General features: G+C 69.8%; 26 protein-coding genes. 16 read left to right on the top strand and 10 right to left on the bottom strand.

Annotation, left to right across the window (positions count from 1 at the left end):
* Nucleotides 1–126 precede the first annotated feature (126 nt).
* From BJ970_RS26760 to BJ970_RS26780, 5 genes are all read left to right on the top strand, one after another.
* Nucleotides 127–1,437 (top strand): PrsW family intramembrane metalloprotease, encoded by a 1,311-nt coding sequence (locus BJ970_RS26760; protein WP_184728761.1) that lies wholly within the window; start codon nt 127–129, stop codon nt 1,435–1,437.
* A 55-nt stretch (nt 1,438–1,492) separates the two neighbouring features.
* Nucleotides 1,493–1,738: a hypothetical protein gene (locus tag BJ970_RS26765; protein ID WP_246471020.1), complete on the top strand. Its 246-nt coding sequence runs from the start codon at nt 1,493–1,495 to the stop codon at nt 1,736–1,738.
* A gap of 133 nt (nt 1,739–1,871) precedes the next feature.
* Nucleotides 1,872–2,291 (top strand): CBS domain-containing protein, encoded by a 420-nt coding sequence (locus BJ970_RS26770; protein WP_184728763.1) that lies wholly within the window; start codon nt 1,872–1,874, stop codon nt 2,289–2,291.
* A 144-nt stretch (nt 2,292–2,435) separates the two neighbouring features.
* On the top strand, nt 2,436–3,092 hold the full coding sequence (locus BJ970_RS26775; protein WP_184728764.1) for a response regulator: 657 nt from the start codon (nt 2,436–2,438) through the stop codon (nt 3,090–3,092).
* An 18-nt stretch (nt 3,093–3,110) separates the two neighbouring features.
* The gene (locus tag BJ970_RS26780) at nt 3,111–7,076 is read left to right on the top strand and encodes a HAMP domain-containing protein (protein WP_184728765.1); all 3,966 of its coding nucleotides are present in this window, start codon (nt 3,111–3,113) and stop codon (nt 7,074–7,076) included.
* Nucleotides 7,077–7,081: 5 nt separating this feature from the next.
* Here the strand turns inward: BJ970_RS26780 and BJ970_RS39065 are convergent, their stop codons facing one another.
* On the bottom strand, nt 7,082–7,207 hold the full coding sequence (locus BJ970_RS39065) for a hypothetical protein (protein ID WP_281399494.1): 126 nt from the start codon (nt 7,205–7,207) through the stop codon (nt 7,082–7,084).
* 475 nt (nt 7,208–7,682) lie between these two features.
* Here BJ970_RS39065 and BJ970_RS26785 point away from each other — a divergent pair, with 475 nt between their 5' ends.
* The 4 genes from BJ970_RS26785 (at nt 7,683) to BJ970_RS26800 (ending at nt 11,268) form a co-directional block, all read left to right on the top strand.
* Nucleotides 7,683–7,844, top strand: coding sequence for a hypothetical protein (locus tag BJ970_RS26785; RefSeq protein ID WP_184728766.1), 162 nt, complete (start codon nt 7,683–7,685; stop codon nt 7,842–7,844).
* 136 nt (nt 7,845–7,980) lie between these two features.
* Nucleotides 7,981–8,934 carry a S1C family serine protease gene (locus BJ970_RS26790; RefSeq protein WP_184728767.1) on the top strand — a complete coding sequence of 318 codons (954 nt, stop codon included), beginning with the start codon at nt 7,981–7,983 and terminating at the stop codon, nt 8,932–8,934.
* A 49-nt stretch (nt 8,935–8,983) separates the two neighbouring features.
* Nucleotides 8,984–9,751: an ABC transporter permease gene (locus BJ970_RS26795; protein WP_184728768.1), complete on the top strand. Its 768-nt coding sequence runs from the start codon at nt 8,984–8,986 to the stop codon at nt 9,749–9,751.
* A gap of 179 nt (nt 9,752–9,930) precedes the next feature.
* Nucleotides 9,931–11,268 carry an amidase gene (locus BJ970_RS26800; protein WP_184728769.1) on the top strand — a complete coding sequence of 446 codons (1,338 nt, stop codon included), beginning with the start codon at nt 9,931–9,933 and terminating at the stop codon, nt 11,266–11,268.
* A 4-nt stretch (nt 11,269–11,272) separates the two neighbouring features.
* On the opposite strand, the gene BJ970_RS26805 is transcribed toward BJ970_RS26800, so the two are convergent.
* Nucleotides 11,273–12,340, bottom strand: coding sequence for a tartrate dehydrogenase (locus BJ970_RS26805; RefSeq protein ID WP_184728770.1), 1,068 nt, complete (start codon nt 12,338–12,340; stop codon nt 11,273–11,275).
* Nucleotides 12,341–12,467: 127 nt separating this feature from the next.
* Between BJ970_RS26805 and BJ970_RS26810 the strand changes: the two genes are divergently transcribed.
* Nucleotides 12,468–13,457, top strand: coding sequence for a PHP domain-containing protein (locus tag BJ970_RS26810; RefSeq protein WP_184728771.1), 990 nt, complete (start codon nt 12,468–12,470; stop codon nt 13,455–13,457).
* A gap of 45 nt (nt 13,458–13,502) precedes the next feature.
* Complete coding sequence (locus tag BJ970_RS26815; RefSeq protein WP_184728772.1) at nt 13,503–13,994, top strand: MarR family winged helix-turn-helix transcriptional regulator; 492 nt, start codon at nt 13,503–13,505, stop codon at nt 13,992–13,994.
* Nucleotide 13,995: 1 nt separating this feature from the next.
* Here BJ970_RS26815 and BJ970_RS26820 read toward each other — a convergent pair whose 3' ends face one another.
* Nucleotides 13,996–15,873: an ABC transporter ATP-binding protein gene (locus BJ970_RS26820; protein ID WP_184728773.1), complete on the bottom strand. Its 1,878-nt coding sequence runs from the start codon at nt 15,871–15,873 to the stop codon at nt 13,996–13,998.
* A 277-nt stretch (nt 15,874–16,150) separates the two neighbouring features.
* On the opposite strand from BJ970_RS26820, the gene BJ970_RS26825 reads away from it, so the two are divergent.
* The 4 genes from BJ970_RS26825 to BJ970_RS26840 all read left to right on the top strand — a co-directional run bounded on the left by BJ970_RS26825 (nt 16,151) and on the right by BJ970_RS26840 (nt 20,011).
* Entirely contained in the window at nt 16,151–16,849 is a 699-nt protein-coding gene (locus BJ970_RS26825; protein WP_221467324.1) for a GPP34 family phosphoprotein, read from the top strand.
* Nucleotides 16,850–16,874: 25 nt separating this feature from the next.
* Entirely contained in the window at nt 16,875–18,353 is a 1,479-nt protein-coding gene (locus BJ970_RS26830) for an APC family permease (RefSeq protein ID WP_184728774.1), read from the top strand.
* The gene (locus tag BJ970_RS26835; RefSeq protein WP_184728775.1) at nt 18,343–18,936 is read left to right on the top strand and encodes a GNAT family N-acetyltransferase; all 594 of its coding nucleotides are present in this window, start codon (nt 18,343–18,345) and stop codon (nt 18,934–18,936) included. The genes BJ970_RS26830 and BJ970_RS26835 overlap by 11 nt, the downstream gene beginning before the upstream one ends.
* A 97-nt stretch (nt 18,937–19,033) precedes the next feature.
* Nucleotides 19,034–20,011, top strand: a complete 978-nt coding sequence (locus BJ970_RS26840) for an Lrp/AsnC family transcriptional regulator (RefSeq protein WP_184728776.1) — start codon at nt 19,034–19,036, stop codon at nt 20,009–20,011.
* A gap of 83 nt (nt 20,012–20,094) precedes the next feature.
* Here BJ970_RS26840 and BJ970_RS26845 read toward each other — a convergent pair whose 3' ends face one another.
* On the bottom strand, nt 20,095–20,307 hold the full coding sequence (locus BJ970_RS26845; protein WP_184728777.1) for a DUF8847 domain-containing protein: 213 nt from the start codon (nt 20,305–20,307) through the stop codon (nt 20,095–20,097).
* A 129-nt stretch (nt 20,308–20,436) separates the two neighbouring features.
* Between BJ970_RS26845 and BJ970_RS26850 the strand changes: the two genes are divergently transcribed.
* Nucleotides 20,437–21,483: a DUF3616 domain-containing protein gene (locus BJ970_RS26850; protein ID WP_184728778.1), complete on the top strand. Its 1,047-nt coding sequence runs from the start codon at nt 20,437–20,439 to the stop codon at nt 21,481–21,483.
* Here the strand turns inward: BJ970_RS26850 and BJ970_RS26855 are convergent.
* From BJ970_RS26855 to BJ970_RS26880, 6 genes are all read right to left on the bottom strand, one after another.
* The gene (locus BJ970_RS26855) at nt 21,467–22,645 is read right to left on the bottom strand and encodes an acyl-CoA dehydrogenase family protein (RefSeq protein ID WP_184728779.1); all 1,179 of its coding nucleotides are present in this window, start codon (nt 22,643–22,645) and stop codon (nt 21,467–21,469) included. The two genes, BJ970_RS26850 and BJ970_RS26855, sit on opposite strands and share 17 nt — an antisense overlap.
* An 84-nt stretch (nt 22,646–22,729) precedes the next feature.
* Entirely contained in the window at nt 22,730–23,557 is an 828-nt protein-coding gene (locus BJ970_RS26860) for an IclR family transcriptional regulator (protein WP_184728780.1), read from the bottom strand.
* A 23-nt stretch (nt 23,558–23,580) separates the two neighbouring features.
* Nucleotides 23,581–23,781, bottom strand: a complete 201-nt coding sequence (locus BJ970_RS26865; protein WP_246471021.1) for a carboxymuconolactone decarboxylase family protein — start codon at nt 23,779–23,781, stop codon at nt 23,581–23,583.
* Nucleotides 23,775–24,548 carry a 3-oxoadipate enol-lactonase gene (pcaD, locus tag BJ970_RS26870; RefSeq protein WP_184728782.1) on the bottom strand — a complete coding sequence of 258 codons (774 nt, stop codon included), beginning with the start codon at nt 24,546–24,548 and terminating at the stop codon, nt 23,775–23,777. The genes BJ970_RS26865 and pcaD overlap by 7 nt, the downstream gene beginning before the upstream one ends.
* Before the next feature lie 149 nt (nt 24,549–24,697).
* Nucleotides 24,698–25,876, bottom strand: a complete 1,179-nt coding sequence (locus BJ970_RS26875; protein ID WP_184728783.1) for a thiolase family protein — start codon at nt 25,874–25,876, stop codon at nt 24,698–24,700.
* The coding region (locus BJ970_RS26880; RefSeq protein WP_184728784.1) for a CoA-transferase subunit beta at nt 25,873–26,468 on the bottom strand (596 nt) is incomplete at its 5' end. The genes BJ970_RS26875 and BJ970_RS26880, both read right to left, overlap by 4 nt.

The raw sequence follows: 26,468 nt of genomic DNA on the forward strand, positions 1-26,468 counted from the left end.
GAGTCGGCACCACCTGGCATCTCGAACACCGCGAACCAGGCGGCCTTGATCCGGACGGCGAGACGCTGCCGCGAATTGGCCGGGTTCGGCGTCGGGGACCCGGGCTCATCTCCTACGCTCGCGGGCATGCCCGCACTCAGTCCTCGGTCCGTCCTGGAAGGCCGAAGCTCCAACCGCGCGCCGATACCGTTGATCATCGGCCTGGCGGTCTCCGGTTTCTGCCTGCTGCTGGCGCTGACTTTCTACCTGTGGCAGGGCGGCCCGGTGAACGTCGTGATCGGCACCGGGCTCGCGCTGCCGACCGCGGTGGTGCTCATCTCGCTGATCCTTTTGATCGACCGGCTGGAACCGGAGCCGCAGCTCAACCTGTGGCTGGCCCTGGGCTGGGGTGCCGGGGTGGCCATCATCGGGGCGCTGATCGTGAACACCGGCAGCGAGATCCTGATGGCACCGGTGCTGGGCGCCGAGACCGCCGCAGCGATCACGGTGTCGATCGTGGCGCCGGTGGTCGAGGAGAGCTTCAAGGGCGCGCTGCTGCTTTACCTGCTGTGGGTGCGGCGGCACGAGATCGATGGGCCGACGGACGGGATCGTCTACGCCGGGATGTGCGGGCTGGGGTTCGCGCTGGTCGAAAACGTCCTCTACTACATGCAGGGCCTGGGCGCGGAGACCGGCGACATCTGGGTGACGGTACTGATCCGCGGCGTGATCGCGCCGCTCGGGCATCCGCTGTACACCGCGATGACCGGGCTCGGCGTCGCCTACGCCGCGACGCACCGCGGCGTAGGCCGGTTCTTCGCCGTGGTCGGCGGTTGGTGCGGCGCAGTGTTCCTGCACGCGCTGTGGAACGGCAGCCTGACACTGGCCGGTTTCCCGGGCATGGTGGCGGCCTACCTGCTGCAGTTCTTGGTGCTTATCGCGGTGATCGTGGTGCTGGTGCTGGACCGCAAGCGGCTGGTGCATCTGATCCGCAGGTATCTGCCGGCCTACATCCCGAGCGGTTTGGTACAGCCCAATGACGTGCAGATGCTCGGCAGCATGGCCGGTCGGCGACAGGCCAGGCATTGGGCGCGCGCGCAGGCGGGCACGACCGGCGCGCGGGCGATGGGCGACTACCAGTTGGCGGCCACCGAACTCGCGCTCTTGCACGCCCAGGCGGAGAAGAACACGATCGCGCCGGAGGCGTTCTTCGCCCGGCGGGAGGCCATCCTGGGTTTGATGCGGAGCGCGCGGGACGCGTTCTTCCGGCGGCTGCCGCAGGCGCCCGCGCCGCCGTGGGCGCGCCAGGAACGGTCGGGTTTCTTCGCCCCGCCCGCGCAACTGGCGGCGGCGCAATTGCCGACCTACCAGCCTGGCGGGCACCGTCCGCCGCCGGGGCGTCCGCCGCAGCCACCCTGGCCGAACGGCCCGCGGCCCGGCGGTTGGCCGCCTCGGTGAAATACGAAGCGGTAAACACTGTGCCTGGGCCGCCGGATTGGGCTACAACGGGCTCATGGCGGATAACCCGAACAACAACGCGTCTGCCCTGCAACCCGGGCAGGTCGAGTCCAGGGACAACGGGGAACGGTTCGGCCGCTCGGCCAGTGGGTGCCTGGTGCAGCTGCGCCGCCGGGTTTCCGAGCCGGGGTTCGTCGTCACCGTCGACGCCGAACGGCGGCCAGGAGTGCCGACCGAGTTGATCACCCACGAGTGGGCGTCGGCCAACGCCGCATTCGACCGGTTCATGCGCGAATTCTGACCCTTCGTCGTCGATTTCAATGGAGATCAACCCGCTGATTTCCATTGAATCGGCAACGGTCCCGGAGGCGTTTTGCCGGTGAGCTGCGCGGGTAGTGCGAGAGCACTTGCAGGGGCAGTCGAAAGGATCAGTCATGACCACGGCGCGCGACATCATGCATGCAGGGGCGGAATGCATCGGTGAGGACGACAGCCTGTACAAGGCCGCGCAGATGATGCGCGACCTCGACGTGGGGTCGCTGCCGATCTGCGGCCGGGACGACCGGCTGCACGGCATCATCACCGACCGCGACATCGTTCTGCGCTGCTGCGCGGAAGGCCGCAGCCCCGCCGAGGTGAAGGCCGGCGAACTGGCACAGGGCATCCCGTACTGGGTGGACGCCCGTTCCGACGTCGGCCAGGTGCTGTCGATGATGGAGCAGCACCAGATCCGGCGGGTGCCCGTGATCGCCGACCACCGGCTGGTCGGCATGATCAGCGAGGCCGACCTGGCCCGGCACCTCAGCGACGACCAGTTGGCGCACTTCGTGGAGAGCGTTTGCGCGACGAAGTGAGGCCAGCGCCCGGCGTCCGGCGCCGAGCCGGGCGCCGGACGCCGCCCCTGTTCGGCGACTTCTGACCGGCGCTTCGAAGTAGGGCTATTTATCCTGGTCAGTGCCCGCCCTAGGAGTCCGGGTCGAAGGGGGCGAGGATTTCAGATGACCACACGCGTGTTCGTGGTCGACGACCACGATGTGATCCGGCGGGGAGTCGCCGCACTGGTGGCCGCCGAGGAGGACCTGGAGCTGGTCGGTGAGGCCGCCACGGTGGCCGAAGCGCTGGCCTGGGTGCCGAAGGCCCAACCGCGGGTGGCGGTCCTGGACGTGCGCCTGCCCGACGGCAACGGCGTCGAGCTCTGCCGTGAACTGCAGTCGCAGCTGCCGGAGCTGCACTGCCTGATGCTGACCTCCTTCGACGACCACGACGCCCTGATGGACGCGATAATGGCTGGCGCTGCCGGATTCGTACTCAAGGGTGTGGTCAGCGAGGAGCTGGTCACCGCGATCCGCACCGCCGGGGCCGGGCAGTCGCTACTGAGCCCGAAGAAGACCGAGGCGATGCTGTCCTGGCTGCGCAAGGAGCAGGAGCAAGCCGACCCGCTGCGCGAACTGACCGTGCGGGAGCGGCAGGTGCTGGAACTGATCGGTGAGGGGCTCACCAACCGGGAGATCGCCAAGCGGATGTATCTCGCCGAGAAGACCATCAAGAACTACGTGTCCCAAATGCTGGCCAAGCTGGCGATGCGGCACCGCAGCGAGGCCGCCGTGCTGGCCACCGAGCTGCGGTTGGACCGTGATTCGCGCGGCAAGCGCTGACCGGGTGCGGAGGCCGTCATGTCGTCAAAGCCGCCGGACATCCCGTCCGCGGAGCCCGATTCCCTCCCGCTGATGACCGATGACGCGATGCTCACGCGCCTGGTGATGGGGCTGCGTGAGCTGCGGGATGGCAACTTCCGCCGTCGCCTGGTGTTCTCCGGTGGCGGCATGGCCAGCGAAGTCGCAACGGTGTTCAACGAGCTCGCCGAACGCAACCAGTTCCTGGTCAGCGAGCTGCAGCGACTCAGCGCCGCCGCGGAGCGGGGCGAATGGCCGATCGCGAAGGTCGACTTCAACGGGTCTTCGCGCGGTGGCTGGTCGATCGCCGCGAACTCCGTGAATGAGATGATCCGCACCCTGCTGGCGCCGATGGCCGAGCTGAACCGGGTGCTGGGGGCGCTGACTCGCGGCGACCTGTCACAGCGCATGCCGCGCCGCTCGGCCGACGTGGCGTTGCCCGGCGAGATGGCCGGGCTCAGCGCGGCGGTCAACGACATGCTCGACCAGCTGTCGCTGTTCGCGCAGGAGATCACCAGGGTGGCGCGGGAGATCGGCACCGAGGGCAAGCTCGGCGGCCAAGCGCAGGTGCCGGGGCTGGTGGGCTCCTGGAAGGACCTGGCCGACTCGGTCAATGGGATGGCCGCCGACCTCACCGGCCAGCTGCGCGACATCTCGCACGTCGCCAAGGCCGTCGCCGCCGGCGACCTGACCCGCAAGATCACCGTCGAGGTCTCCGGCGAGACGCGCGAGCTCAAGGAGACCATCAACACGATGGTCGACCAGCTCTCCGCGTTCGCCGAGGAGGTCACCCGGGTGGCCCGCGAGGTGGCCAGCGAGGGGCGGCTGGGCGGCCAGGCCGAGGTGTCCGGCGCGGCCGGCACCTGGCGCGGGCTGGTCGACTCGGTGAACTTCATGGCCAACAACCTCACCGTGCAGGTCCGCAACATCGCGCAGGTCGCGACCGCGGTCGCCCGCGGTGACCTGACGCAGAAGATCGACGTGGACGCGCGCGGCGAGATCCTGCAGCTGAAGAACACCCTCAACACGATGGTCGACCAGCTCTCCGCGTTCGCCGACGAGGTCACCCGGGTGGCCCGGGAGGTCGGCACCGAGGGCAAGCTCGGTGGCCAGGCGCGGGTGCACGGCGTGGCGGGTACCTGGAAGGACCTGACCGACAACGTCAACATCATGGCCGACAACCTGACCAACCAGGTGCGCAGCATCGCCCAGGTGGCGACCGGGGTGGCTGGCGGCGACCTGTCGAAGAAGATCATCGTGGAGGCCAAGGGCGAGGTCGCCGCGCTCGCCGAGACCATCAACGGGATGGTCGAGACGCTGCGCGCGTTCGCCGAGCAGGTCACGCTGGTGGCCCGCGAGGTCGGCACCGAGGGCATCCTCGGCGGCCAGGCCAGGGTGCCCAACGTGGCGGGTACCTGGAAGGACCTGACCGACAACGTCAACATCATGGCCCGCAACCTGACCAACCAGGTGCGCAACATCGCCCAGGTGACCACGGCGGTGGCCGGTGGCGACCTGTCCAAGAAGATCGACGTGGACGCCCGTGGCGAGATCCTGGAGCTCAAGACCACCATCAACACGATGGTCGACCAGCTCTCCGCGTTCGCCGCCGAGGTCACCCGCGTTGCCCGCGAGGTCGGCACCGAGGGCAAGCTCGGCGGCCAGGCCGAGGTCGCCGACGTGTCCGGCACCTGGCGGCGGCTGACCGAGAGCGTCAACCGGCTGGCCGGCAACCTCACCACCCAGGTGCGCGCGATCGCGCAGGTCGCCACGGCCGTCACCGAGGGCGACCTGACCCGGCAGATCACGGTGGACGCCTCCGGCGAGGTCGCCGAGCTCAAGGACAACATCAACGCGATGATCAGCAACCTCAAGGAAACCACCAACGCCAACCAGGAGCAGGACTGGCTGAAGACCAACCTCGCGCGGATCTCGGCACTGATGCAGGGCCAGCACGACCTCGACGCGCTCGCCCAGCTGATCATGACCGAACTGGCCCCGCTGGTGTCGGCCCAATACGGGGCGTTCTTCCTGCGGCGACCGGGGGAGGACGGCCGCTCCATCCTGGAGCGCACCGCCGGTTACGGCCGCCCAAGCGACCGGAACGGTACGCCGCCGCTGCGGTTCGAGCTGGGTGAGTCGCTGGTCGGGCAGGTCGCGGCGGACCGCAAGTCGATCTTGGTCAGCGACGCACCGCCGGATTACGTCCGGATCAGCTCCGGGCTCGGCGCCACCTCGCCGACGAACGTGGCCATCGTGCCGGTGCTGTTCGAGGGCGAGGTGCTGGCGGTGATCGAGCTGGCGTCGGTCAACTTGTTCACGCCGGTGCACCTGGACCTGCTGGAGCGGTTGAAGGAGACCATCGGCGTCGACGTCAACACCATCGTGGTGAACTCGCGCACCGAGGCGCTGCTGGCCGAGTCCCAGCACCTGGCCAAGGAATTGCAGGCGCGCTCGGAGCAACTTCAGCAGCAGCAGACCGAGCTGCAGCGCTCCAACACCGAGCTGGAGGAGAAGGCCGCGCTGCTGGCCAGCCGGAACCGGGACATCGAGCTGAAGAACATCGAGATCGAGCAGGCCCGTCAGGAGCTGGAGGAGCGGGCGCGGCAGCTGTCCCAGGCATCGGCCTACAAGTCCGAGTTCCTGGCCAACATGTCGCACGAGCTGCGCACCCCGCTGAACAGCGTGCTGATCCTGGCCAAGCTGCTGGCCGACAACATGGAGGGCAACCTCACCCCGCAGCAGGTGGACCTGGCCAAGACCGTGCACCAGGCGGGCACTGACCTGTTGCAGCTGATCAACGATGTGCTGGATCTGTCCAAAGTGGAGGCAGGTCAGATGCACCTGCTGCCGGAGGACGTCGAGCTGGCAGACCTCGCCGCGCACGTGGAGTCGCTCTACCGGCCGCTGGCGGCGGACAAGGGACTGGACTTCAGCGTGGTGGTGTCCCCGGCGGTGCCGTCGACGCTGCGCACCGACCGCAACCGCCTGGAGCAGATCGTGCGGAACCTGCTGTCCAATGCGGTGAAGTTCACCGACCGGGGCGGCGTCGAGCTGCGGATCCGCTCGGCCCAACCCAGCGAGGTGCACAGCCAGGGCCTGCAACGCGCCCGTCAGCGGCTGGCTTTCTCGGTGCGCGACACCGGGGTCGGCATCCCAGCCGACAAGCTGACCCTGATCTTTGAGGCGTTCCAGCAGGTGGATGGCACCACGGTGCGCAAGTACGGGGGCACCGGGCTGGGGCTGTCCATCAGTCGCGAGCTGACCACCCTGCTCGGCGGTGAACTCCAGGTGCACAGCGAACCCGGCCAGGGCAGCACCTTCACCCTCTACCTGCCGGTCGAACCCCCGACGGGCAAGGGCGGCGAGCGCGCTGAGCCGGAGCGGGAGCCGGTGGCCGAGCCGGAACGCGTGCCGCGGACCTACGTGCCGAGCGCGGCGGAGACCAGCCTGGACGTGGCGGTCGAGGGCATCGATCCGCCGATGCGGTCCACCGAACTGATCCGGCAGGAAGGCCACCAGCACATGCTGCGCGGCAGCGAGCCCGAGGAGCACGCGTCACTGCGGTTCAACGGGGAGAAGGTGCTGGTCGTCGACGACGACTACCGCAGCGTGCAAGCCATGACCCTGCTGCTGGAACAGCACGGCCTGCAGGTGGTGCACGCCGACAACGCGCTGGCCGGGCTGTGCGCGTTGCAGCAGCACGCCGATATCGTCATCGTGCTGATGGACGTGATGATGCCCGAGATGGACGGCAACGCCACGATCCGGATCATCCGGGAGATGCCGCGCTACCGGGACCTGACGATCGTCGCGATTACCGCGAAGGCGATGAAGGGCGACTGGGAGGCGAGCATCGCGGCGGGAGCCACCGAGTGCATGAGCAAGCCGGTCGAGGTCAACAAGCTCCTGGAACTGCTGGCCGAACACCTGCCGGCGGGGCGAGCCGCCGAGCCGGAGGGATGAGGCTTTCAGTCGACCTGTTCGGGTTCTTCGATCGTCGGCATTTCGGCGAGCTGCTCGCGGAGCTTCTGGGCCCACGCGAGGTCACGCGCGAAGGTCGCGTCGAAGGGGTCGATGCCGTGCGGTTCAGCCATGGCGGTTCCCAACGTCAATAGTTCGCAGGCTGTTGCCGACCACGATAACCGGGGGTGGAAGGCCGCTCGGCAGGGCGGGCCCCTAACGTGCGCAACGGCCGGGACGGCTGTTGCTGATGTGCCGTCAGGGGCGATTCCGCGGCGCCCACCGGTCCCGGGAAGCAGTGGAAAATCACAATTTCGGGCCTTTCGGCCCTGTTGTTACGCGGCTGCCCACTATTGCCATCACGGCGCCACCGACGAAGACCTAGCGCCGTTCCGAGCGCTGGCCGGGACCGAGATCGTCGTGGTGTGAGTCGGTGCCGTCCGCCGGGTGGGGCCGGAAGATTCCCGGTTTCCGGTGCGAAATCGCAGGAGCCGGAGTGATCCGAATTCGATCGGGCGCCCCTCGCGCTCCGCGTGCTCACTATTCCCTACGCGCCTCCGAGTATTACTGCGGTAGGGCTCGATCCGCCCCGTGCCTAGAGTCACGACCATGATCACGAAGGAACTTCGGCGAATCACGTTGGGTGTCGCGTCGGCCTTGTTGCTTTCCAGCGGCGTTGCGTTAGCGCACACCGCCGCGCCCGCCGCGCCCGAGCCGCCGCTTCGGTGCGAAGACCACGTGTCGTCGCACCGACCAGGCGACCTGCGGTGACAAGGGCGGGCTCCATCCGCGTGACCGGCCCGCCGTCGCGCGGGCGCGACCACCGATGTCAACGACCGATCCGCGGTGGAATGAGCGGGGCTCATCCGGCGTTTCGCAGTAGCAGACATTGCGGTTGGAGGCCGAGATGGCCGGTGCTTGGCAAGAGCGGTTCGACGGTCTGGACGCCTACTCGCAGACGGTGGCCGCCGTGGCTTCAGCGATCACACCCAGCGTGGCGGGCTTGCACTCGTCCAGCGAGTGGGGCGATGCGGCAGGGTCGGCGGTGGTGTTCACCGCCGACGGCTTCATGCTGACCAACGCGCACGTCATCGGCCGGGCCACCGACGGCACGGCGCGCTTCGCCGACGGCACCAGCGCCCCGTTCACCGTGGTCGGCACGGATCCGCTTTCCGACCTGGCCGTGGTCCGGGCGGCCGGACAGACACCGCCACCCGTGCAGCTCGGCGACAGCGACCGGCTGGTGGTCGGCCAACTCGTCGTCGCCGTGGGCAATCCGCTCGGGCTGGCGGGCTCGGTCACCGCCGGGGTGGTCAGCGGGCTGGGGCGGTCGCTGCCCGCGCGCAGCGGCAATGCGGCCCGGATCATCGAAGACGTGATCCAGACCGACGCCGCGCTCAACCCGGGCAACTCGGGTGGTGCCCTGGCGGACTCGCGGGGTGTGGTGGTGGGGGTCAACACCGCGGTCGCCGGGGTCGGGCTGGGCCTGGCGATCCCGATCAACGCCACCACCCGCCGCATCATCGACTCGCTGGTCGGGCACGGCCGGGTCCGCCGCGCCTTCCTGGGCCTGGTGACCATCCCGGCGCCGCTGCCGGACAAGCTGGCCGAACGCACCGGGCAGGACACGGGCCTGCGAGTGGTCGATGTGGTGCGGCAAAGCCCGGCGGCGCGGGCCGGGCTGCACCGCGGGGACCTGGTCCTGACCGCGGGCGGCAGCCCGGTGCGCGATGCGCAGGGCTTGCAACGGCTGATGTTCGCCGAGGCCATCGGCCGACCGCTGCAAATCACCGTGACCCGCAACGGAGCGCTGGTCGACGTGATTGCCGAGCCGGAAGAGCTCCGCGACAGTCCGCGCTGACCGGACCGGTCAGCGCGGTGGAGTCGGCCGCGCGCCCTAGAGTCGAGCAGTGTCTTCTGCATCCATTCCGGTCACCCCGGCTCTCGGGGTGGCTATCGCGTTGCTTCTGGTCGCCGCCGCGGCGGTAGCTGGGCTCGGCGGGCTGGCCCGGTATCGGGACGTACTGTTCGCCGGCGTGCGCGGCGCGGTGCAATTGCTCGTGGTCTCGCTGCTGATCGCCTACATCGTCAGGTGGACGGCGCTGGCGGCCGCCTTCATCGTGCTGATGTTCGCGATCGCCGCGCACACCGCCGGGCGGCGAATCACCGACGATCGCACGTGGCTGTGGGCCGCGCTGCCGATCGCCGCCGGGGTCGCCCCGGCGGTGTTGCTGCTCGTCGTCACCGGTGCCGTGCCGCTGACCGGCTTGGTGCTGATTCCGTTGGTGGGGCAGCTGATCGGCGGCGCACTGGTGGCCACCGCGCTGGCCGGGCGGCGGCTGCTGGACGAGCTGCAACAGCGCAGCGGCGAGGTGGAGGCGGCGCTGGCCCTGGGCATGGTGGATCGCGCGGCGCGCCTGGAGGTGGCCCGGCCGGTGGCCGGTAGTGCCCTGATGCCGGCGTTGGACCAGACCCGCACCGTCGGCACCGTGACGCTGCCCGGCGCGTTCGTCGGGATGCTGCTCGGCGGCGCCACCCCCATCCAGGCCGGGGTCGTCCAGTTGTACGTGCTGGTGGCGCTGCTTGCGGTCGAGTCGGTGGCGATCCTGGTCGTGCTCGAAATCATCGCGCGCGGCTTGCTCACGCGGTCCAGCAACCGGCAGTTTCGCCGGTCATGACGGCCTTCGGGCGCCGGTACCCGCGCTGACGCTGGTGGGCGAGCCGCGTCTACTACCGCTGTGATTTCCTACAGCGGCGGCTGCCGGTAGGAACGTTGACGGATTCGCCGGTCGGAGCGCAGGATGATCGCGCACCGGTGCCGCGCTGCGGCGATCGCAGGGGAGAAGGGTGCGCGTACTTGACCCAGCACAGCCCGGCGGGATACTTCGCCAACCGCACGATCAACGAGCTCGCCGATCAACTTCGTGCCGGTCTGGTGACCGCGGCGGAACTGGTGCGCGGCGCGCTGGATTCCATCGACGAGCTCGACGCCGGCCTGAACGCCTTCGTCACCGTGGACCGGCAGGGCGCTTGGCAGGCCGCCGCGAAGGCCGACGCGGAACTGGCCGAAGGCGTGGACCGCGGCCCGCTGCACGGAATTCCCGTGGCGATCAAAGACGTCATCGATGTCGCCGGGCTGCCCACCAGGATGGGCTCGGCGCACTTCGCGGACTACGTGGCCGCGACGGACGCCGAATGCGTGCGGCGACTGCGCGATGGTGGCGCGGTGCTGGTCGGCAAGACCACGACGCACGAGTTCGCCTTCGGGGCCACCGGCGACAGTGCGCACAACGGGCCGTCCCGCAACCCGCACGACACGAGCCGGGTCACCGGCGGGTCGAGCGGTGGCAGCGGGGGCGCGGTCGCCGCCGGGATGGTGCCGCTGGCGCTGGGCACCGACACCGGCGGGTCGGTGCGGATCCCGTCGGCGTTGTGCGGGGTGGTGGGCTTCAAGCCGACCTTCAACGCGATCCCGACCGACGGCGTGTTCCCGCTGTCGCAGTCGCTGGATCACGTCGGCGTGCTGGCCCGGACCGCCCACGACTGCCGGACCGCCTACCGGGTGCTTGCCGGACTGCGCAGCAGTTTCTGCCATGAGACGGGGGAAGCCGCGCGCATCGGCTGGATCCCGCCCGGCACGCTGCACCCAACCGATCCGCGGGTCGAACGGATCGCTCGCGCGGCGCTGGACGTCGGGGGCCTTTCGATGCGGGACGTCGAGCTGCGCGATCCAGTGGGCATACACAAGGCGTTCGCGGGCATCCAGTACAGCGAGGCCTACGCGATCCATGCCGAGCGCGTGGCGCAGAATCCGCAGCTGTTTACCCCCGACGTGCTGGAGCTCCTGGGAGCGGCCGCCAAGACGACGGGCTGGCAGCACGTGCGGTCGTTGCGGGCCCGCGACCAGTGGCGCAGTGAGGTCCACGACCTGCTGTCCCGGGTCGATCTGCTGGCCACGCCCACCACCTGTGTGGTAGCGCCCGAAGTCGGCCAGCGCGAGATCGAGATCGACGGCACGGTCTCGACGGTCCGGGGCGCCCTGTTATCGCTGGCCAAGCCGTGGAACGTGGCGGGCCTCCCGGCCGTGTCCGTCCCCGCGGGCACCATCGACGGCCTTCCGGTCGGGGTCCAGCTGGCCTGCTCCCCCGGGCAGGAAGACCTGCTGTTCGCGGTCGCCGCGCGAATCGGCACCTAGCAGGTCAGCCCGGCAGCGCGGCGGCGACGGCCTTGCCGAGATCTTCGGTGGTGGCTTTGCCGCCGAGGTCCGGGGTGCGCGGTGCCGTGGTGTCGGCCAGGACGTGCTCGATGGCCCGGACCACGTCGGCCCCGGCCTCCGTCAAGCCGAGGTGGTCCAGCATCATCGCCGCCGACCAGATCTGACCGATCGGGTTGGCGATGCCCCGGCCGGCGATGTCCGGTGCCGAGCCGTGCACCGGTTCGAACGTCGACGGGTAGGTGCGCTCCGGGTTGATGTTGCCCGATGGCGCCACCCCGATCGTGCCGGTCACGCCGGGCCCCAGGTCGGACAGGATGTCGCCGAACAGGTTGCTGGCGACCACCACGTCGAAACGCTCCGGGCTGAGCACGAACCGGGCACAGAGGATGTCGATGTGGTCCTGGTCGACGGTGACGTCCGGGTACTCCGCGGCGATCGCCGCGAACCGCTCATCCCAGTAGGGCATCGAGTAGTAGATGCCGTTGGACTTGGTCGCCGAGGTGACATGCGGCTTGCCGAGCTTGCGGGCCAGCTCGAAGGCGTAGCGCATGATGCGGTCGGTGCCGCGCCGGGTGAATGCGGCTGTCTGCAGCACCATCTCGTTCGGGGTGCCCTCGCCCTGGCGGCCGCCGAGCTGCGAGTACTCGCCCTCGGTGTTCTCCCGGACCACCCAGAAGTCGATGTCGCCGGGCCGCTTGTCGCGGACCGGGGGCGTCACCCCGGGCAGCAGCCGGACCGGCCGCAGGTTGACGTACTGGTCGAACTCGCGACGGATCGGCAGCAGCAGGCCCCACAGCGAGAGGTGGTCGGGCACGCCCGGCCAGCCGACGGCGCCGAGCAGGATCGCATCGTGGTCGCGCAACCGGTCCAGGCCGTCGGCGGGCATCATCCGCCCGGTGCTCCGGTAGGTCTGGCAACTCCAGTCGAAATGCCGGTAGCCGAACCGCACACCGTACTTCGCGCCGACCACGTCGAGCACCCGCAACGCTTCCGGCATCACCTCGTTGCCGATCCCGTCGCCGGGCAGCACCGCCAGTTCGTACTGCTGCACTCTCCACCTCGCGCTCGCGGAAAACGATTTTCTGAAGGCTATCTAACGCTGCGTGCCGCCCCGGCGATAGAGCTCCGGGACGAATCGCCGGTGGCGCGAGGGCCGGGCAGCGGCTACGAAGGACGGCGTGGATGCGGCACGAGCACTTCGCGAGATCGCGTTCTGGCTGGAGCGCGAAGGCGCTCCGACCTACCGGGTGCGCGCGTTCCGGCGCGCGGCCGCGGTCGTGGACGACCTGCCGGACCTGGACGAGCGGGTGGCATCCGGTCGGCTGACCGAGCTGGAGGGCATCGGCAGAACCACCGCAGCCGTGATTGCGGCGGCACACCGCGGCGAGACACCGGAGTACCTGGAGCGACTGCGGTCCGAAGTGGACGTTCCTGAGCACGGGCGGCGGCTTCGCGCGGCGCTGCGCGGCGACTGCCACACGCATTCCGACTGGTCCGACGGCGGTAGCCCGATCGCCGAGATGGCCACTACCGCCCGGGAACTCGGGCACGAGTGGATGGTGCTCACCGACCACTCGCCCCGGCTGACCGTGGCCCGCGGCCTGACGGCCGAGCGACTGCGCCGGCAGCTGGACGTGGTCGCCGAACTCAACCAGCGCCTCGCCCCGTTTCGCATCCTCACCGGCATCGAGGTCGACATCTTGGCGCACGGCGGGCTGGACCAGGACGAGGATCTGCTCGCCGAGCTGGACGTCGTAGTGGCCAGCGTGCATTCCGAACTGCGGATGGCGGCACCGGCGATGACGCGGCGAATGTGTGCGGCGGTGAGCAATCCGCACGTAGACGTGCTGGGGCACTGCACCGGCCGCTTGATCGGTGAGAAGAAACGCCCGCAGTCCACCTTCGACGCCGTGGCGGTGTTCGAGGCATGCCGGGACAACGGTGTCGCGGTCGAGATCAACTCGCGTCCGGATCGGCTCGACCCGCCGCGCGAGCTGATCCGGCTCGCCCGCGACACCGGATGCGTGTTCAGCATCGACTCCGACGCGCACGCCCCCGGTCAGCTGGACTGGCTGTCTTATGGGTGCGTGCGGGCCGAGGAGTGCGACGTGCCCGCCGAGCGCGTGATCAACACCCGGACCGCCGGGGAACTGCTGGACCGCCGGTAAGCCCTGGTATATGAAGGTTCAATTACTTCCGCGTATGCTTGCCGGGTGATCGAATCGCGATGGCTCACCGAGCAGCAGCAGTGCGCCTGGCGGAAGTTCGCCGCCCTGATGACCGTGGTCCCCGCCGCGCTCGACACGCAACTGCAACGGGACGCCGGGCTTACCCACTTCGGCTACTGGGTGCTCGCGATGCTCAGCGAAGAACCCGCGCGCGCCCTGCGGATGAGTGATCTCGCGGCCCGGTCCAACGCCTCGCCGTCCCGGGTCTCGCACGTGGTCGCCCGGCTCGAACAGCAGGGCTGGGTGCGTCGGCACCGCGCGTGCAGCGACGGGCGCGGCTACGTCGCGGAGCTCACCGACACGGGGTACGAAAAGCTCGTCGCCTCGGCCCCCGGGCATGTGGACAAGGTGCGCCAGCTGATCTTCGACGGGCTCTCCGAGGCCCAGGTGCGCCAACTCGACGAACTCTGCACCGCCGTGCTCGCCCACTTGGACCCGGCACGAGACCTCACCACCGGCCCGCCGAAGTCGAGCTGACTCAGGCGGCCTCCTCGCCGTCGTCCTGCTGCGCGAACTGGGTGCGGTACAGCTCGGCGTACAGGCCGTTGCGAACCAGAAGTTCGGCGTGCGTGCCCTCCTCGGCAATGCGCCCTTCGGAGACGACCAGGATCCGGTCCGCCTCGCGGATCGTCGACAGCCGGTGCGCGATGACCAGCGCCGTTCGTCCGGACAGCGCCGTCTTCAGCGCCTTCTGCACGGCCGCTTCGGATTCCGAGTCAAGGTGCGCGGTCGCCTCGTCCAGCACGACGATCGGCGGTGCCTTGAGCAGCAGCCGCGCGATCGCCAACCGCTGCTTCTCCCCGCCGGAGAGCCGGTAGCCGCGGTCGCCGACCACGGTGTCCAGCCCGTCCGGCAGCGACGAGACGAGATGTCCCAGCTGCGCGGTGCGCAGGGCCTCGGTCAGCTCCGCGTCGGTGGCGTCGGGCCGGGCAAAGGTGAGGTTGGCCCGGATCGTGTCGTGGAACAGGTGCGCGTCCTGGGTGACCACGCCGACCGTGGCGTACAGCGAGGCCAGCGACACGTCGCGGATGTCCGCGCCGCCGATGCGCACCGCGCCGGCATCGACGTCGTAGAGCCGTCCGGCCAGGTTGGTGATGGTCGTCTTGCCCGCGCCGGAGTGCCCGACCAGTGCGATCGTCTGACCCGGGGCGGCGCGGAACGAGATGTCGTGCAGCACGTCGTGCGCGGGCGCGTTGTCCGGTCGCGCCACCGATTCCAGCGACGCCAGCGAAACCTCGCTGGACGCCGGGTAGCCGAACGACACCGCGTCGAACTCGATGTCGGCCGCCCCGGCGGGCAGCGGTTGCGCGTCCGCCTTCTCCCGGATCATCGGGCGCAGGTCCAGCACCTCGAAGACCCGGTCGAAGCTGACCAGCGCGGTCATCACGTCAACGTGCACATTGGACAATGCGGTCAGTGGCCCGTACAGGCGGCTGAGCAGCGTCGCCAGCGCCACCAGGGTGCCGAGCTGGAAGGCCCCGGCCAGCACCAGTCCGCCGCCGAGCCCGTAGACCACCGCGGTGGCCAGCGCCGCCAGCAGCGTCAGCGCGACGAAAAACACCCGGCTGTACATCGCCGAGACCACGCCCATGTCGCGCACCCGCGCGGCCCGCCGCGAGAACCGCTCGGACTCCTCGTCGGCACGGCCGTACAGCTTGGTCAGCATCGCCCCGGCGACGCCGAAACGCTCGGTCATCAGCGAGCTCATTTCGGCGTCCACCTTCATCTGCTCCCGGGTCACCCGCTGCAGCCGCCGCCCGATCCAGCGCACCGGCAGCAGGAACAGCGGCAGCAGCGCCAACGCGATCAGGGTGATCTGCCAGGACAGGGTGAACATGGTGGCCATCACCAGCACCAGGCTCAGCACGTTGGACACCACCGACGACAGGGTGCTGGTCAGCGCCCGCTGCGCGCCGATGACGTCATTGTTGAGCCGGCTGACCAGCGCGCCGGTCTGGGCCCGCACGAAGAACGCCACCGGCATCCGCTGCACGTGGTCGAAGACCTCCGACCGCAGGTCGTAGATGAGGCCCTCGCCGAGTCGCGCGGAGTACCAGCGCTGCAACAGCGAAATCGCTGCCTCGATGAACGCGACACCGGCCACCGCCACCGCCAGCCAGACGACCACTGCCATGTTCCGAGGCACGATCCCGTCGTCGATGATCGCCTTGAACAGCAGCGGGTTGACGATGCCGAGCACCGCCGCGAAGGCCACCAGCACCAGAAAGGGGACGATGTCGCGGGTGTAGGGCCGGGCGTAGCGCAGGATCCGCCGTGCCAGGCCGGGGGAAAGGCGTTGCCGGGTCACGGATTTGTCGCTGGCGAAGGAGCGCATGGTCTCCCAGCTCACCGTCATGATCACAGTCCCCTTCAGGTGGGTCCGACGTGGTTGGGCACCATCCTCGAACTTCGCGTTAGGTCGAAGTCAACGTCGCCGGGCGAGCGCCCATTCCCGCCCGGCTTCCCCGGCCCTGAAACGCGCACTGTTTTTGATCTGTGCCGCCCCCGGCGACGATCTTGAACAGTGCTTCACGTACGTTACTCTGTGCGCCGTCTCGGGCACGGTAAGAACTCGGGCATCCATCGGACAGGAGCGACCGCGTGTTGATCGGCACTTCGGCCGGGGGTGACCGTTGACGGCTTCCGGGCAGGAGCCCGCGCGTCTCCCGCTGCGCGTGGCGGACCGGTTCTTCCTGGCGGCGCACACCGGAGAAAATCGGCTTTCGGCCAGGATTGACGGCGCCTTGGTGGCGTTGGGCTGCGCCGGGGCACTGCTGGCGGAGCTGATCCTGGAAGAGGAGATCGCGGTGACGCCGAGCGTCCGGCCCAGTGGCAAGGGCCGATGCCCGGACTTCCTGTCCTGGGTGATTCTGCGGGAAATCCGTCAGGAGCCCGGACACGACCTGCGGACCTGGCTGGAGTATCTGGGCCTGACGGCCACCGAGAAGGTGCGCGCCCGGCTGACCATGACCGATGTGCTGCGCGAGGTGCCGGTGTCGGCCGGCTGGCGTGGCGGCACGGCCGCGGCCTGGCGGTTCGCCGAAACCGGGGCGAGCAAAGCGGAGGAAGAGTTGGAGGTGCTGTTCACCAGCTCCGAAACGACGGCCGGCAGCGACGTGATCACCATCCCGGCCCGGCTCGCCGAGATCACCCTGGCGCTGCTGGTGCGCGAGACCGGGTTGCTCCGCCAGGTCCGGCTGCCCAAACACATCGCGCGGCAGGGCGACTACCGGATGGAGTCCTGGGAGCCGCGCATCCCTGGTCCGCTGCGGACCCTCATCAATGAGGTCGCGGCCGCCCGTGGGCAGTCGGCGATCACCCCGAGGCACTGATCGAGACTTCCTGAGGAGCGAGCCCTTGCCACCGTCCAAAGTGACCGCCGCCTTAGCTCGCGCCCGGTTGGGCGTGACGTCGATCGTGTTCTTCACCGTCGCCGCCGCGGCCCCGGAGACGGTGGTCGGTGGCGGCGCGGTCAGCGGGTTCGCGGTGTCCGGGGTGACCGGGATCCCGTTGGGCTACCTGGCGATAGCCCTGGTTCTCGGGCTGTTCGCGATCGGGTACGTCACGATGTCCCAGCACGTGGAGAACGCCGGCGCGTTCTACGCCTACATCGCCAAGGGGCTGGGCCGGGAGGCCGGCACCGCGGCCGGTGGGGTCGCGCTGGTCTCCTACCTGATGGTCCTGGCCAGCCTGGCCGGGGGTTTCGGCGTGGGCGCGGTCGATTTCGTGGGGCAGGTCAGCGGCCTTTCGGTGCCGTGGTGGGTGTTCTCGGGCATCGGCCTAACGGTGATCGCGGTGCTCGGCGTGCTGCGCATCGACGTCAACGGGCGCGTGCTGGGCGTGCTACTGCTTGCCGAGATCGCGATCATCCTGATCTACGACGCGGCGTTCGTGTCCGCGCCATCGGATGCCGGTGTCGTGCTCGACACGCTCAACCCCACCCAGCTGATGACGAGCGCGGCCGGGGTGATCCTGGTGATCGCTTTCACCGGGTTCATCGGGTTCGAGAACTCAACGGTGCTGGCCGAGGAGGCGAAGGACCCGCGCACGGTGATCTACGCGACCTATATCTCCCTGGTCGTCATCGGCGGCCTGTACTCGTTGTCGACCTGGGCGATGACGGTGGCCACCGGGCCGGACAACATCGTGTCGCAGGCCGAAAACCACTCCACGGAACTGCTCTTCGTGCTCGCCGCGGGCCGGTTACCGACGGCGCTGGTGACCATCGGTTCGGCGCTCTACGTCACGAGCCTGTTCGCCGCGACGCTGTCGTTCCACCACGTCTGCGCCCGGTACTTTTTCGCGCTGGGCCGGGAAGGCATCGGTCTGCGCTGGTGGGCGACGATCAGCCCGCGCACCTCGGCCCCGGCCGCGGGCTCGTGGACCACCACCGCGATCGCGGTGGCCGTGGTGGCGCTGGTCGTGGTCACCGGCCTGGACCCGATCACCTACCTGTTCTTCTGGGGGGCCTCGATCGGCGCGCTCGGGGTGCTGACGCTGGTGCTGCTGACCTCGCTTGCGGTCGTCGGCTACTTCGTGCGCGAGCACGACCATGCGCACGGCCGGTGGCGGACCACCATCGCCCCGACGATGGCCGCGCTGCTGCTCGCAGTCGTGCTGATCCTGACGGTGGCTTCGTTCGGCACCGTGCTCGGCGTGCCCGACGGCGACCCGGCGGCGTGGGCGGTGCCGCTGGGCTTCCTCGTCGTGCTGCTGCTCGGCGCGATCTGGGGCGCGGTGTTGAAGCGAGTCCGGCCGGTGGCCTACGCCCGAATCGGGATGGGGGCCCGCGCCAGCACGGTCCTACTGGAGAAGGAGACCGCGGATGTCAACTGAAGATCTGCGGGTGCGCACGCTGCTGCGGGCCTTCGGTGACGACGCCTTCGCCCGGTGGCTGATGCCCGACCGAGCACACCGCCACCAGGTGTACCGCGAATGGTTCACGATGGTCCTCGCGCACACCGAAACGGCTGGTCGAGTGATCAGCAGTCGGGACGGTCTCGCGGTGCAGGTCTGGCTGTCGGCGCGCACCGGGCCGCCGAGCATGCTCGCCGATGCCGACACCCAGCGCCTGTACGACCTGGCGGGGCCTCGCGCCCACCGCTTCCGCGAGTTCGGCGCTCTCAGCGCGCAACGCCATCCGCACGAGCCTCATGAGTACCTGTCCATGATCGGCGTCGACCCGGCGGTGCAGGGCACCGGCGTCGGCACCCGGGAACTCCGCGAATCCCTGCGGAAATGGGACGCCGAGGGCGTCCCGTGCTACCTGGAGGCCAGCAGCGCCCGAAGCCGTAACCTTTACCTGCGCCTCGGCTTCGGGGACCTGGGTGGCCCGATGCTCCTCTCCGGCGACGGCCCGACCCTCTACCCGATGTGGCGAACCCCCGGGCAGTCGTCCGCGGTCCGCAGTTTCGATTGAAACCGCGTCCACCGTGGCACCGCACCCCGGCCGAACCCGCAAACCCTCGCCACGCACCCCGGGGTCGGGTCAAGCAGCGCCTCGTACGCTCAGCGGTATGGCCGAGTCGCTGGACGCCGTTGACCTCGACCTGGTCGCGGCACTGCAGCGCGCGCCGCGCGCGGGCGTGCGGCTGCTGGCCGAAATACTCGGGATGTCGGCTAGCACCGCGAGCCGGCGGCTGACCCGGCTGCTCGAAGCGCGACTGCTGAAGATCGTCGGTCAGCTGAACTGGTCGGTGCGCGCGGCGCATCCGCTGCACCTGTGGATCGCCACGCGGCCCGGGGCTGCCGGGCAGGTCGTCCACGACGTGGCGGCGCTGCCGGAAACGCAATTCGCCGCGATCATCTCCGGCCGGGCCGACGTCTACTGCATCCTGCAACCTGCCGTGCGAGCCGCGAAGGCGGACCTGATCGCGGAACGCATCGGCGGCATCCCCGGAGTCACGTCGAGCCACACCGAAATCGCCTTGCGCTGCTACGCCTCGGCGGCAACCTGGCAGCTCGACCGGCTCACCCCAGACCAGGAAACCCGGCTGCGCGAGCGGAATCCGGCCGTCGGGGGCGTGATCCGCACGCAACTCGGCGAGGACGAGCGGCGGGTGGCGCGCGCGTTGCAGGAGGACGGGCGGGCCAGCGCCGCCGACATCGCGCGTCGGCTGGCACTGAGCCAGTCCACCGCCTACCGGCTCGCCCAGTCCCTGCTGGAGCGTGGGATCGTGATCCCGCATGTGGAGATCGATCCGGCGGTGCTCGGGTTTCCGCTGGAAGCGGTGATCTCGCTGACCACCGAGCTGCGCTCGATCAACGGCATCGCCGCCGAACTGGGCCGCCTTCCCACGGCGCGTTGGGTGTCGACGGTGGCCGGCACTTCCTCGATGATCTACCACGGGGCGTTCCGCGACGAGGACGACCTGGCCGAGCTGCTTACCAGGGACTTGGCCGCGCTCGATGGCATCAAGACCGTCGAGGTTGCCATCGTTCTGCGCGTGTTGACGCGTTACGGGCTGCCCCGTGCGGGAGTCCTGCCGGCCTAGAGACATGCGATCTCGTCAGAACTTGCGGCGGTGCAAGCCGAGTCCCACACCGCACGCGGCCTACGCCGCTGATAAAACAGACCTTAGGTTTCGACGCCGGCGTAGTCGAATTCCCAGCTGTCATCCGGGCGCCGGGCACCGCGTTCGTAGATCAGCAGGGGCGGAACGGCCTGGGCGTTCCGGGCGTGCGCGGGCAACGTGATACGCGGGATCGGCTTACCCGACGCGTCCGCCGACACGGTGACCTCGCGGCCGTCCGCCGGCCCACCGCGCAAGCTGACCCGGATGTCTGCCACGCGAACCTCCCTTCGATGATCGACGATGACACCGCTTCGACCGGTGCGCCCGGCACGCGGTTCCGCTTGTCACTGGATCGAGTGGTTCGCGGAGGTGACCAGGTGGGGCGGTACTGCTAGAAACGACACATGGACGTCGAACGCCGAGTCCGGCTGCGTTTCGGAGCCGCCGCGGTCGCCGACGCAACGCACGCCAACCTCTCCGCGGTGCGCACCGACGGCGAGCACCTGTGGATCGCCGGTGACGAGACCGCCACCGTGGAACGGCTGACCGGCGATTCCGCCGACCGGCCGACCGAATACCGCGACCACGTCAGCTTCCCGCTGGCCGATGTCGTGCCGCTACCGGGCGAGGCCGACGACGAGGTCGACATCGAAGGGATTTGTCGCAACGGCCCGTATCTGTGGGTGGTGGGTTCGCACAGCACCACGCGCAAGAAGATCAAGGACGGGCATTCCGACGCCAAGGCGGCGAAGCGGCTGGCCTCGGTCAGCCCCGAGCCGAGCCGACGGGTGCTCGCGCGCATCGCCCTAGCCGACGACGTTCCAGCCGGCACCACCCCGGAAGGCGGTCGCAGCGCCGCGCTCGGCGGACCCGGCCTGATCGACGTGCTCGACGGCGATGACCACCTGGCGTCGTTCCTGGCGATTCCGGGCAAGGACAACGGGCTGGACATCGAGGGCATCGCGGTACACGGCGATCCCGGCCAGGAGCGGGTGTTGCTCGGGCTGCGCGGACCGGTGCTGCGGGGTTGGGCGGTCGTGCTGCAGGTGGCGCCGCGCGAGGACGACGGCGAATTGAAACTGACCAAGTCCTTCGACGGCGGGCGCTACGCCAAGCATTTCCTGGACCTCGACGGCCTCGGGATCCGCGACATCTGCGCGCAGGGCGACGACCTGCTGCTCCTGGCCGGGCCGTCGATGGACCTGGATGGCCCGGTGCGGGTCTACCGCTGGCGCGGCGCCGCCCAAATCCAGGCCCCGGACGTGGTGCATCGCGAGGAACTGCACCGCGAGCTCGACCTGCCGCACGGGGAAGGCGACGACCACGCCGAAGGAATCGCGCTGCTGCCCTCCGGCGAACTCCTGGCGGTCTACGACAGCCCCGCGGCGCACCGGCTTCCCGAGCCCGGCATCGTGCTGGCCGACGTGGTGGCGCTCAAATCATCTCGGTGATGTTGGGTTCGATGCCGAGCAGGGCGCGGCCGAACAGTTCGGCATTGCTGTCCGGGTGCGCGATCGCGTGCCGACTGGCGGTCTGGATGTCGCGCAGGATCGTGTGCAGCAAGTCCGATTCGGACATCGCGGCCGCGCCGTAGGCGCCGACGAGCCCGTCGACGGCCTCCCGGCACTGCCGGATCGCGTGGCTGGAGTGCTGGCGCAGTCGGGCTCGTTCCACGTAGTCCGGGTACGTTCCGGACAGCGCATGGCCATCCACCACTGCCGCCAACCGGTGCGCGATCAGCCGCGCGACGTCGATCTTCATCGCGGATTCGGCCACGGCCAGTTGGAAGGCGGTCGAATCGCGCTGGCGCTCGTAGCTGGTGAACGCGATGCCCTTGTGGCCGGATTGGGAGACGACGTGCTCCAGCGCTTCCTCGGCCATGCCGAGCACCGGGGCGATCAGGAAGGTGGCCAGCGTCGGGATCAGGGCGGTGCGGTAACGCGGGGAATCGTTCAGCTTGCGCGGGAAGATGCCCCGCGCCGCTGGTGCTCGGCGCAGCACGCGGTGGTCGGGAATGAACACGTTCTCGCCGATCAGCAGGTTGCTGCCGGTCGCGCGCATGCCGAGGGTGAACCAGGTGTCCTTGATGCTCAGCTCGCTCATCGGGGTCAAGGCGAACGCGGCACCCGCCGGCTCGTCGCCGTGCTCCGGTAACGACACGCCGAGAATCGCCCAACCGGCGTGCAAGCAGCCGGAGGCCGGTGCCCAGCTGCCGCTGACCCGCCAGCCGCCGTCGACGCGCTGGGCCGCAGTCTTCGGCGTGAGCACCTGGCACACCTTGGTGTCCGGGTCGGTGCCGAAGACCTCTTCCTGGGCCCGGTCGGGAAAGAGCCCGGTCAGCCAGTCCCCGCAGCCGAGGATCAGCACCAGCCAGCCCGCCGACGCGTCGCCCCGGGTCACCTCGACGGTAGCGTCCATGACGGTGCGCAGGTCGTGCTCCAGCCCGCCGAACCGGCGCGGCACCCACGCGCGGAACAGACCGGCCTCGTCGAGCGCGGCGATCGACTGGTCGGCGAGCCGGCGTTCCTGCTCGCCCTCGGCGCGATTGCGCTCCAAAAGCGGCCGCAGCGCCGCCGCCCGTCTGATGAGGTCCTCCCGCGCATCGGTCCACATGGTCGACTCCCTCGCCGTCACTGATCCCGATGATCAGTGTGCACGGGTCGGAACTCGCGCATGTCACCCGGGACCGCCGCGATTTCAACGGAAATCGGCATACCCCGGGGCACGGCGGGAGACGGCGCGGGAACTGGGGGCGACGGCGAGATCGGCACCGATCCGGGCCGCCGTTTCCAGCAGTGGTGGCAGCAGGTTCCGGCGCGCGTCTTCGGGACTGGTGCGGGAGGCGTGCGAGGAGACGTTCACCGCCGCGACCACCCGGTTGGCGCGGTCCCGGATCGGGGCCGCTATCGAGCGCAGGCCCGCCTCCAGCTCCTGGTCCACCAGGGCCCAGCCCTGCTCGCGGATGCGCGCCAGCTCGGTCTTGAGCTCGGCGGGGCTCGTTATGGTGTGCGGGCCCAGCGGCGCGAGGTCCACTTCGGACAGATAGCCGTCCAGCGCGGCGGGGTCGAGGTCCGCGAGGATGACCCGACCCATCGAGGTGGCGTAGGCGGGAAAGCGGGTGCCGATGTTGATCGACACGGTCATGATCCGCGAGGTGGGCACCCGGGCGACGTAGACGATGTCCGCGCCGTCCAGCACCGACACCGACGCCGACTCGTGCACCTCGGCCACCAGCCGCTCCAGGTACGGCTGGGCGATCTCCGGCAGCGACACACTCGACAGGTAAGCGAAGCCCAACTCCAGCACGCGTGGCGTCAGCGCGAAGACCCGGCCGTCGGTCCACACGTAACCGAGGTGCACCAGGGTATGCAGGAACCGCCGGGCCGCCGCGCGCGACAGATCGGTCGCGCGGGCGACCTCGGAGAGCGTCATCTCCGGATTGGACTCGTTGAACGCGCGGATCACCATGAGCCCGCGCGCCAGCGACTGGACGTAACCGCCGCTCGTGTCGGACACGGACTCCATGACGATCTCCTGCGGGTCTCGGGTCAATCCGGCCGCTGTTCGGTGCGGCTCTTGTTGGCGATCGCGAAGGCGCTGTTGGCGCGGGGAACCACGGCGTAGAGCGCGACGTGCATCAGCACCTCGCGGCTCTGCTCGGGTACGACCCCGTTGCGACGGGCCTCCTTCACGTGCATCGCGAACTCATCCTCGCAGCCCACCGCCGCCAGGATCGCCAGCGTCAGCATGCTGCGCACAGGTTCCTCGTGAAGTGGTCCAGCAGCAGCCGGTTGACCGCCTCCGGCTGTTCGGCGTTGGCCAGGTGCGCTGCCGGGGACAGCACCTCCAGGCGGGCACCCGGAACGGCGGCGGCGATCCGTTCGGCGTGCGGCGGCGGCGTGGCCGGGTCTTCGGCGCCGGCGATGACCAGCGTCGGCGCGGTGATCTCACCGAGCTTGGGCAACAGGTCCATCTCCGCGATGGCCTCGCAGCAGCCCGCGTAGCCCTCGGCGTCGGCGGCGACGAGCATGCCGCCGAACTTTTCGACGATGTCCGCCCGTCCGGCCAGTTCCGGCGTGAACCACTTCGGCAGCGACGGCACGACCATCGCCCGGGTGTCCCGCTGCCGTACCAGGGCAGCGCGGTCCCGCCACATCGACGCCGGGCCCAGCTCGGCGGAGGTGCAGATCAGCGCGAGCCGGTCGATGCGCTCCGGCGCGTGCTCGGCCAGCCACATGCCTGTCATGCCGCCCAGCGATAGCCCGGCGAAGTGCGCCTTGCGGACGCCGAGGGCGTCCAGCAACGCCAGTACATCGCGGCCGAGTTGCTTGAGGGTGTACGGACCGGGCTTGGCCGGGGTGGCACCGTGGCCGCGCTGGTCGTAGCGCAGCACCTGGAACTCCCGCGTCAGCGCGGGAACCTGCTCGTCCCACAGCGTCAGGTCGGTTCCCAGCGAGTTGGACAGCACGACGACCGGAGCACCGTCCGGTCCGGTCAGCTCGTAGTTCACGTTCACCGGTTCTCCCATTCGGCGTGTGCGACTAGCGCGCAGTCGATGAAGGCGTGGGCGGCGCCCGGCCAGCGTCCGGGTTCCATGTGTGATCGCAGCTCCCCCTGCGCCGAGCCTGTTCTCCGGTGTCGTTCCAACGCAAGCCCGGGACGCACTCAGGCGTGCAGGACGACGGCCAGTCCCTGGCCGACGCCGATGCAGATGGCGGCGAGGCCCCAGCCCCCGCCGGCGCGGTGGAGTTGGTGGGCGAGGCTGCCCAGGATCCGGGCGCCGGAGGCGCCCAGCGGATGGCCGATCGCGATCGCGCCGCCCTGCACGTTGACGATTTCCGGGTCCAGCCCGGGCCATTCGGCCAGGCAGGCCAACGACTGCGCGGCGAATGCCTCGTTGAGCTCGACGGCGGTCAGGTCGCCCCAGCCGATGCCCGCTCGGCGCAGCGCGGTATTGGCCGCCGCCACCGGTCCGATGCCGAACACCTCCGGGGCGACCCCGGCCGCGCCGCGGCTCACGATCCGAGCCAGCGGGTGCGCCCCGATTCGTTGCGCGGCCTGCTCGTTGCCGACCAGCAGCGCGGCGGCGCCGTCGTTGAGCGGGGAGGAATTGCCCGCGGTCACCGTGCCGTCGGGGCGGAACACCGGCTTGAGTTTGCCCAGCGACGCCAGCGAACTGTCGGCCCGCACTCCCTCGTCGCGGGTGACCTCGGTGCCCGGCACCGGGACCACTTCGGCGTCGAAGAGCCCGGCCGCCCACGCCGCCGCGGCCCGCTGGTGGCTGCGCAGCGCGAAGGCGTCCTGCTCGTCCCGGCTGATTTTGTAGCGGTCGGCCAGGATTTCGGCGCTCTCACCGAGGGCGATGGTCCACGCCGCCGGCATGTTGGGGTTGATCATCCGCCAGCCGAGCGTGGTGGAGTGCAAGGTCTCGTGGCCGCGCGGGTAGCCGCCCTCGGGCTTGGGCAGCACCCACGGGGCGCGGCTCATCGACTCCACGCCGCCGGCGAGCACCAGGTCCGCGTCGCCGACCTGCACCGTCCGGCTGGCGTTGACGACCGCCTCCAGCCCGGAGCCGCAGAGCCGGTTGACCGTCGCGCCCGGCACGCTGGTGGGCAGCCCGGCCAGCAGCGCGGCCATCCGGGCGACGTTGCGGTTGTCCTCACCGGCACCGTTGGCGTCGCCGAACTGGATGTCGCCGATCATGGCCGGGTCGAGGTCCGGGTGGCGGCCGACCAGCGAGCCGACCACGTGCGCGGCCAGGTCGTCCGGGCGGACCCCGGCGAGCCCTTTGCCGTAGCGGCCGATCGGGGTGCGGACCGCGTCCAACACGAAGACGTCCGTCATTTCGCGCCTCCATCGATCGTCGCCTTGAGCTCACGTAGCACGGTCAGTTCGGTGTCGGTCGGGGCTTGCTGCACGGTCGGCTCATCGGCGACCTTGAGCGGCCACCCGACCGCCTCCCGGGCCTGCTCGACCGTGGCGCCGGGGCTGAGCCGGGTGAGCGTCAGCTCGCAGGTCCGCGGGTCCGGCTCCAGCACGCCCAGGTCGGTGATGACCTTGACCGGGCCACGGCCGCGCAGGCCGAGTTTTTCCCGGTAGCCCTTGCCGGTGCCGTAGCCGACCGAGGTGACGAAGTCGAGCTTGGCCACGAAGCTGCGCGGGCTCATCCGCATCACGATGAGCACCTCGCGGCAGGACGCAGCGATCTCCGGGGCGCCGCCGGCGCCGGGCAGCCGGACCTTGGGCTTGGCGTAGTCACCGCCGATCACGGTGGTGTTGATGTTGCCGAAGCGGTCCACCTGCGCGCCGCCGAGGAAACCGATGTCGATGCGCCCGGGCTGCAACCAGTAGTTGAAGATCTCCGGGACGCTGATCACCGAGTCGGCCGTGTCGGCCAGCACGCCGTCGCCGATGGACAGCGGCAGGCGGCCGGGCT

Source organism: Saccharopolyspora phatthalungensis (genome assembly GCF_014203395.1).
GTDB classification, from domain to species: Bacteria; Actinomycetota; Actinomycetes; order Mycobacteriales; family Pseudonocardiaceae; genus Saccharopolyspora; species Saccharopolyspora phatthalungensis.

What these genes read in the sequence shown, in the direction of transcription:
- BJ970_RS26865 (WP_246471021.1), bottom strand. Translation starts at nt 23,781, where the DNA reads ATGCTGACGCTGGCGATCCTGGCGGCGGTGGGCTGCGAGGATGAGTTC.
- BJ970_RS26875 (WP_184728783.1), bottom strand. Translation starts at nt 25,876, where the DNA reads ATGACGGACGTCTTCGTGTTGGACGCGGTCCGCACCCCGATCGGCCGC.
- BJ970_RS26840 (WP_184728776.1), top strand. Translation starts at nt 19,034, where the DNA reads ATGGCCGAGTCGCTGGACGCCGTTGACCTCGACCTGGTCGCGGCACTG.
- BJ970_RS39065 (WP_281399494.1), bottom strand. Translation starts at nt 7,207, where the DNA reads ATGGCTGAACCGCACGGCATCGACCCCTTCGACGCGACCTTCGCGCGT.
- BJ970_RS26790 (WP_184728767.1), top strand. Translation starts at nt 7,981, where the DNA reads ATGGCCGGTGCTTGGCAAGAGCGGTTCGACGGTCTGGACGCCTACTCG.
- BJ970_RS26770 (WP_184728763.1), top strand. Translation starts at nt 1,872, where the DNA reads ATGACCACGGCGCGCGACATCATGCATGCAGGGGCGGAATGCATCGGT.
- BJ970_RS26760 (WP_184728761.1), top strand. Translation starts at nt 127, where the DNA reads ATGCCCGCACTCAGTCCTCGGTCCGTCCTGGAAGGCCGAAGCTCCAAC.
- BJ970_RS26860 (WP_184728780.1), bottom strand. Translation starts at nt 23,557, where the DNA reads ATGGAGTCCGTGTCCGACACGAGCGGCGGTTACGTCCAGTCGCTGGCG.
- BJ970_RS26765 (WP_246471020.1), top strand. Translation starts at nt 1,493, where the DNA reads ATGGCGGATAACCCGAACAACAACGCGTCTGCCCTGCAACCCGGGCAG.
- BJ970_RS26820 (WP_184728773.1), bottom strand. Translation starts at nt 15,873, where the DNA reads ATGACGGTGAGCTGGGAGACCATGCGCTCCTTCGCCAGCGACAAATCC.
- BJ970_RS26835 (WP_184728775.1), top strand. Translation starts at nt 18,343, where the DNA reads ATGTCAACTGAAGATCTGCGGGTGCGCACGCTGCTGCGGGCCTTCGGT.
- BJ970_RS26775 (WP_184728764.1), top strand. Translation starts at nt 2,436, where the DNA reads ATGACCACACGCGTGTTCGTGGTCGACGACCACGATGTGATCCGGCGG.
- BJ970_RS26850 (WP_184728778.1), top strand. Translation starts at nt 20,437, where the DNA reads ATGGACGTCGAACGCCGAGTCCGGCTGCGTTTCGGAGCCGCCGCGGTC.
- BJ970_RS26785 (WP_184728766.1), top strand. Translation starts at nt 7,683, where the DNA reads ATGATCACGAAGGAACTTCGGCGAATCACGTTGGGTGTCGCGTCGGCC.
- BJ970_RS26855 (WP_184728779.1), bottom strand. Translation starts at nt 22,645, where the DNA reads ATGTGGACCGATGCGCGGGAGGACCTCATCAGACGGGCGGCGGCGCTG.
- BJ970_RS26780 (WP_184728765.1), top strand. Translation starts at nt 3,111, where the DNA reads ATGTCGTCAAAGCCGCCGGACATCCCGTCCGCGGAGCCCGATTCCCTC.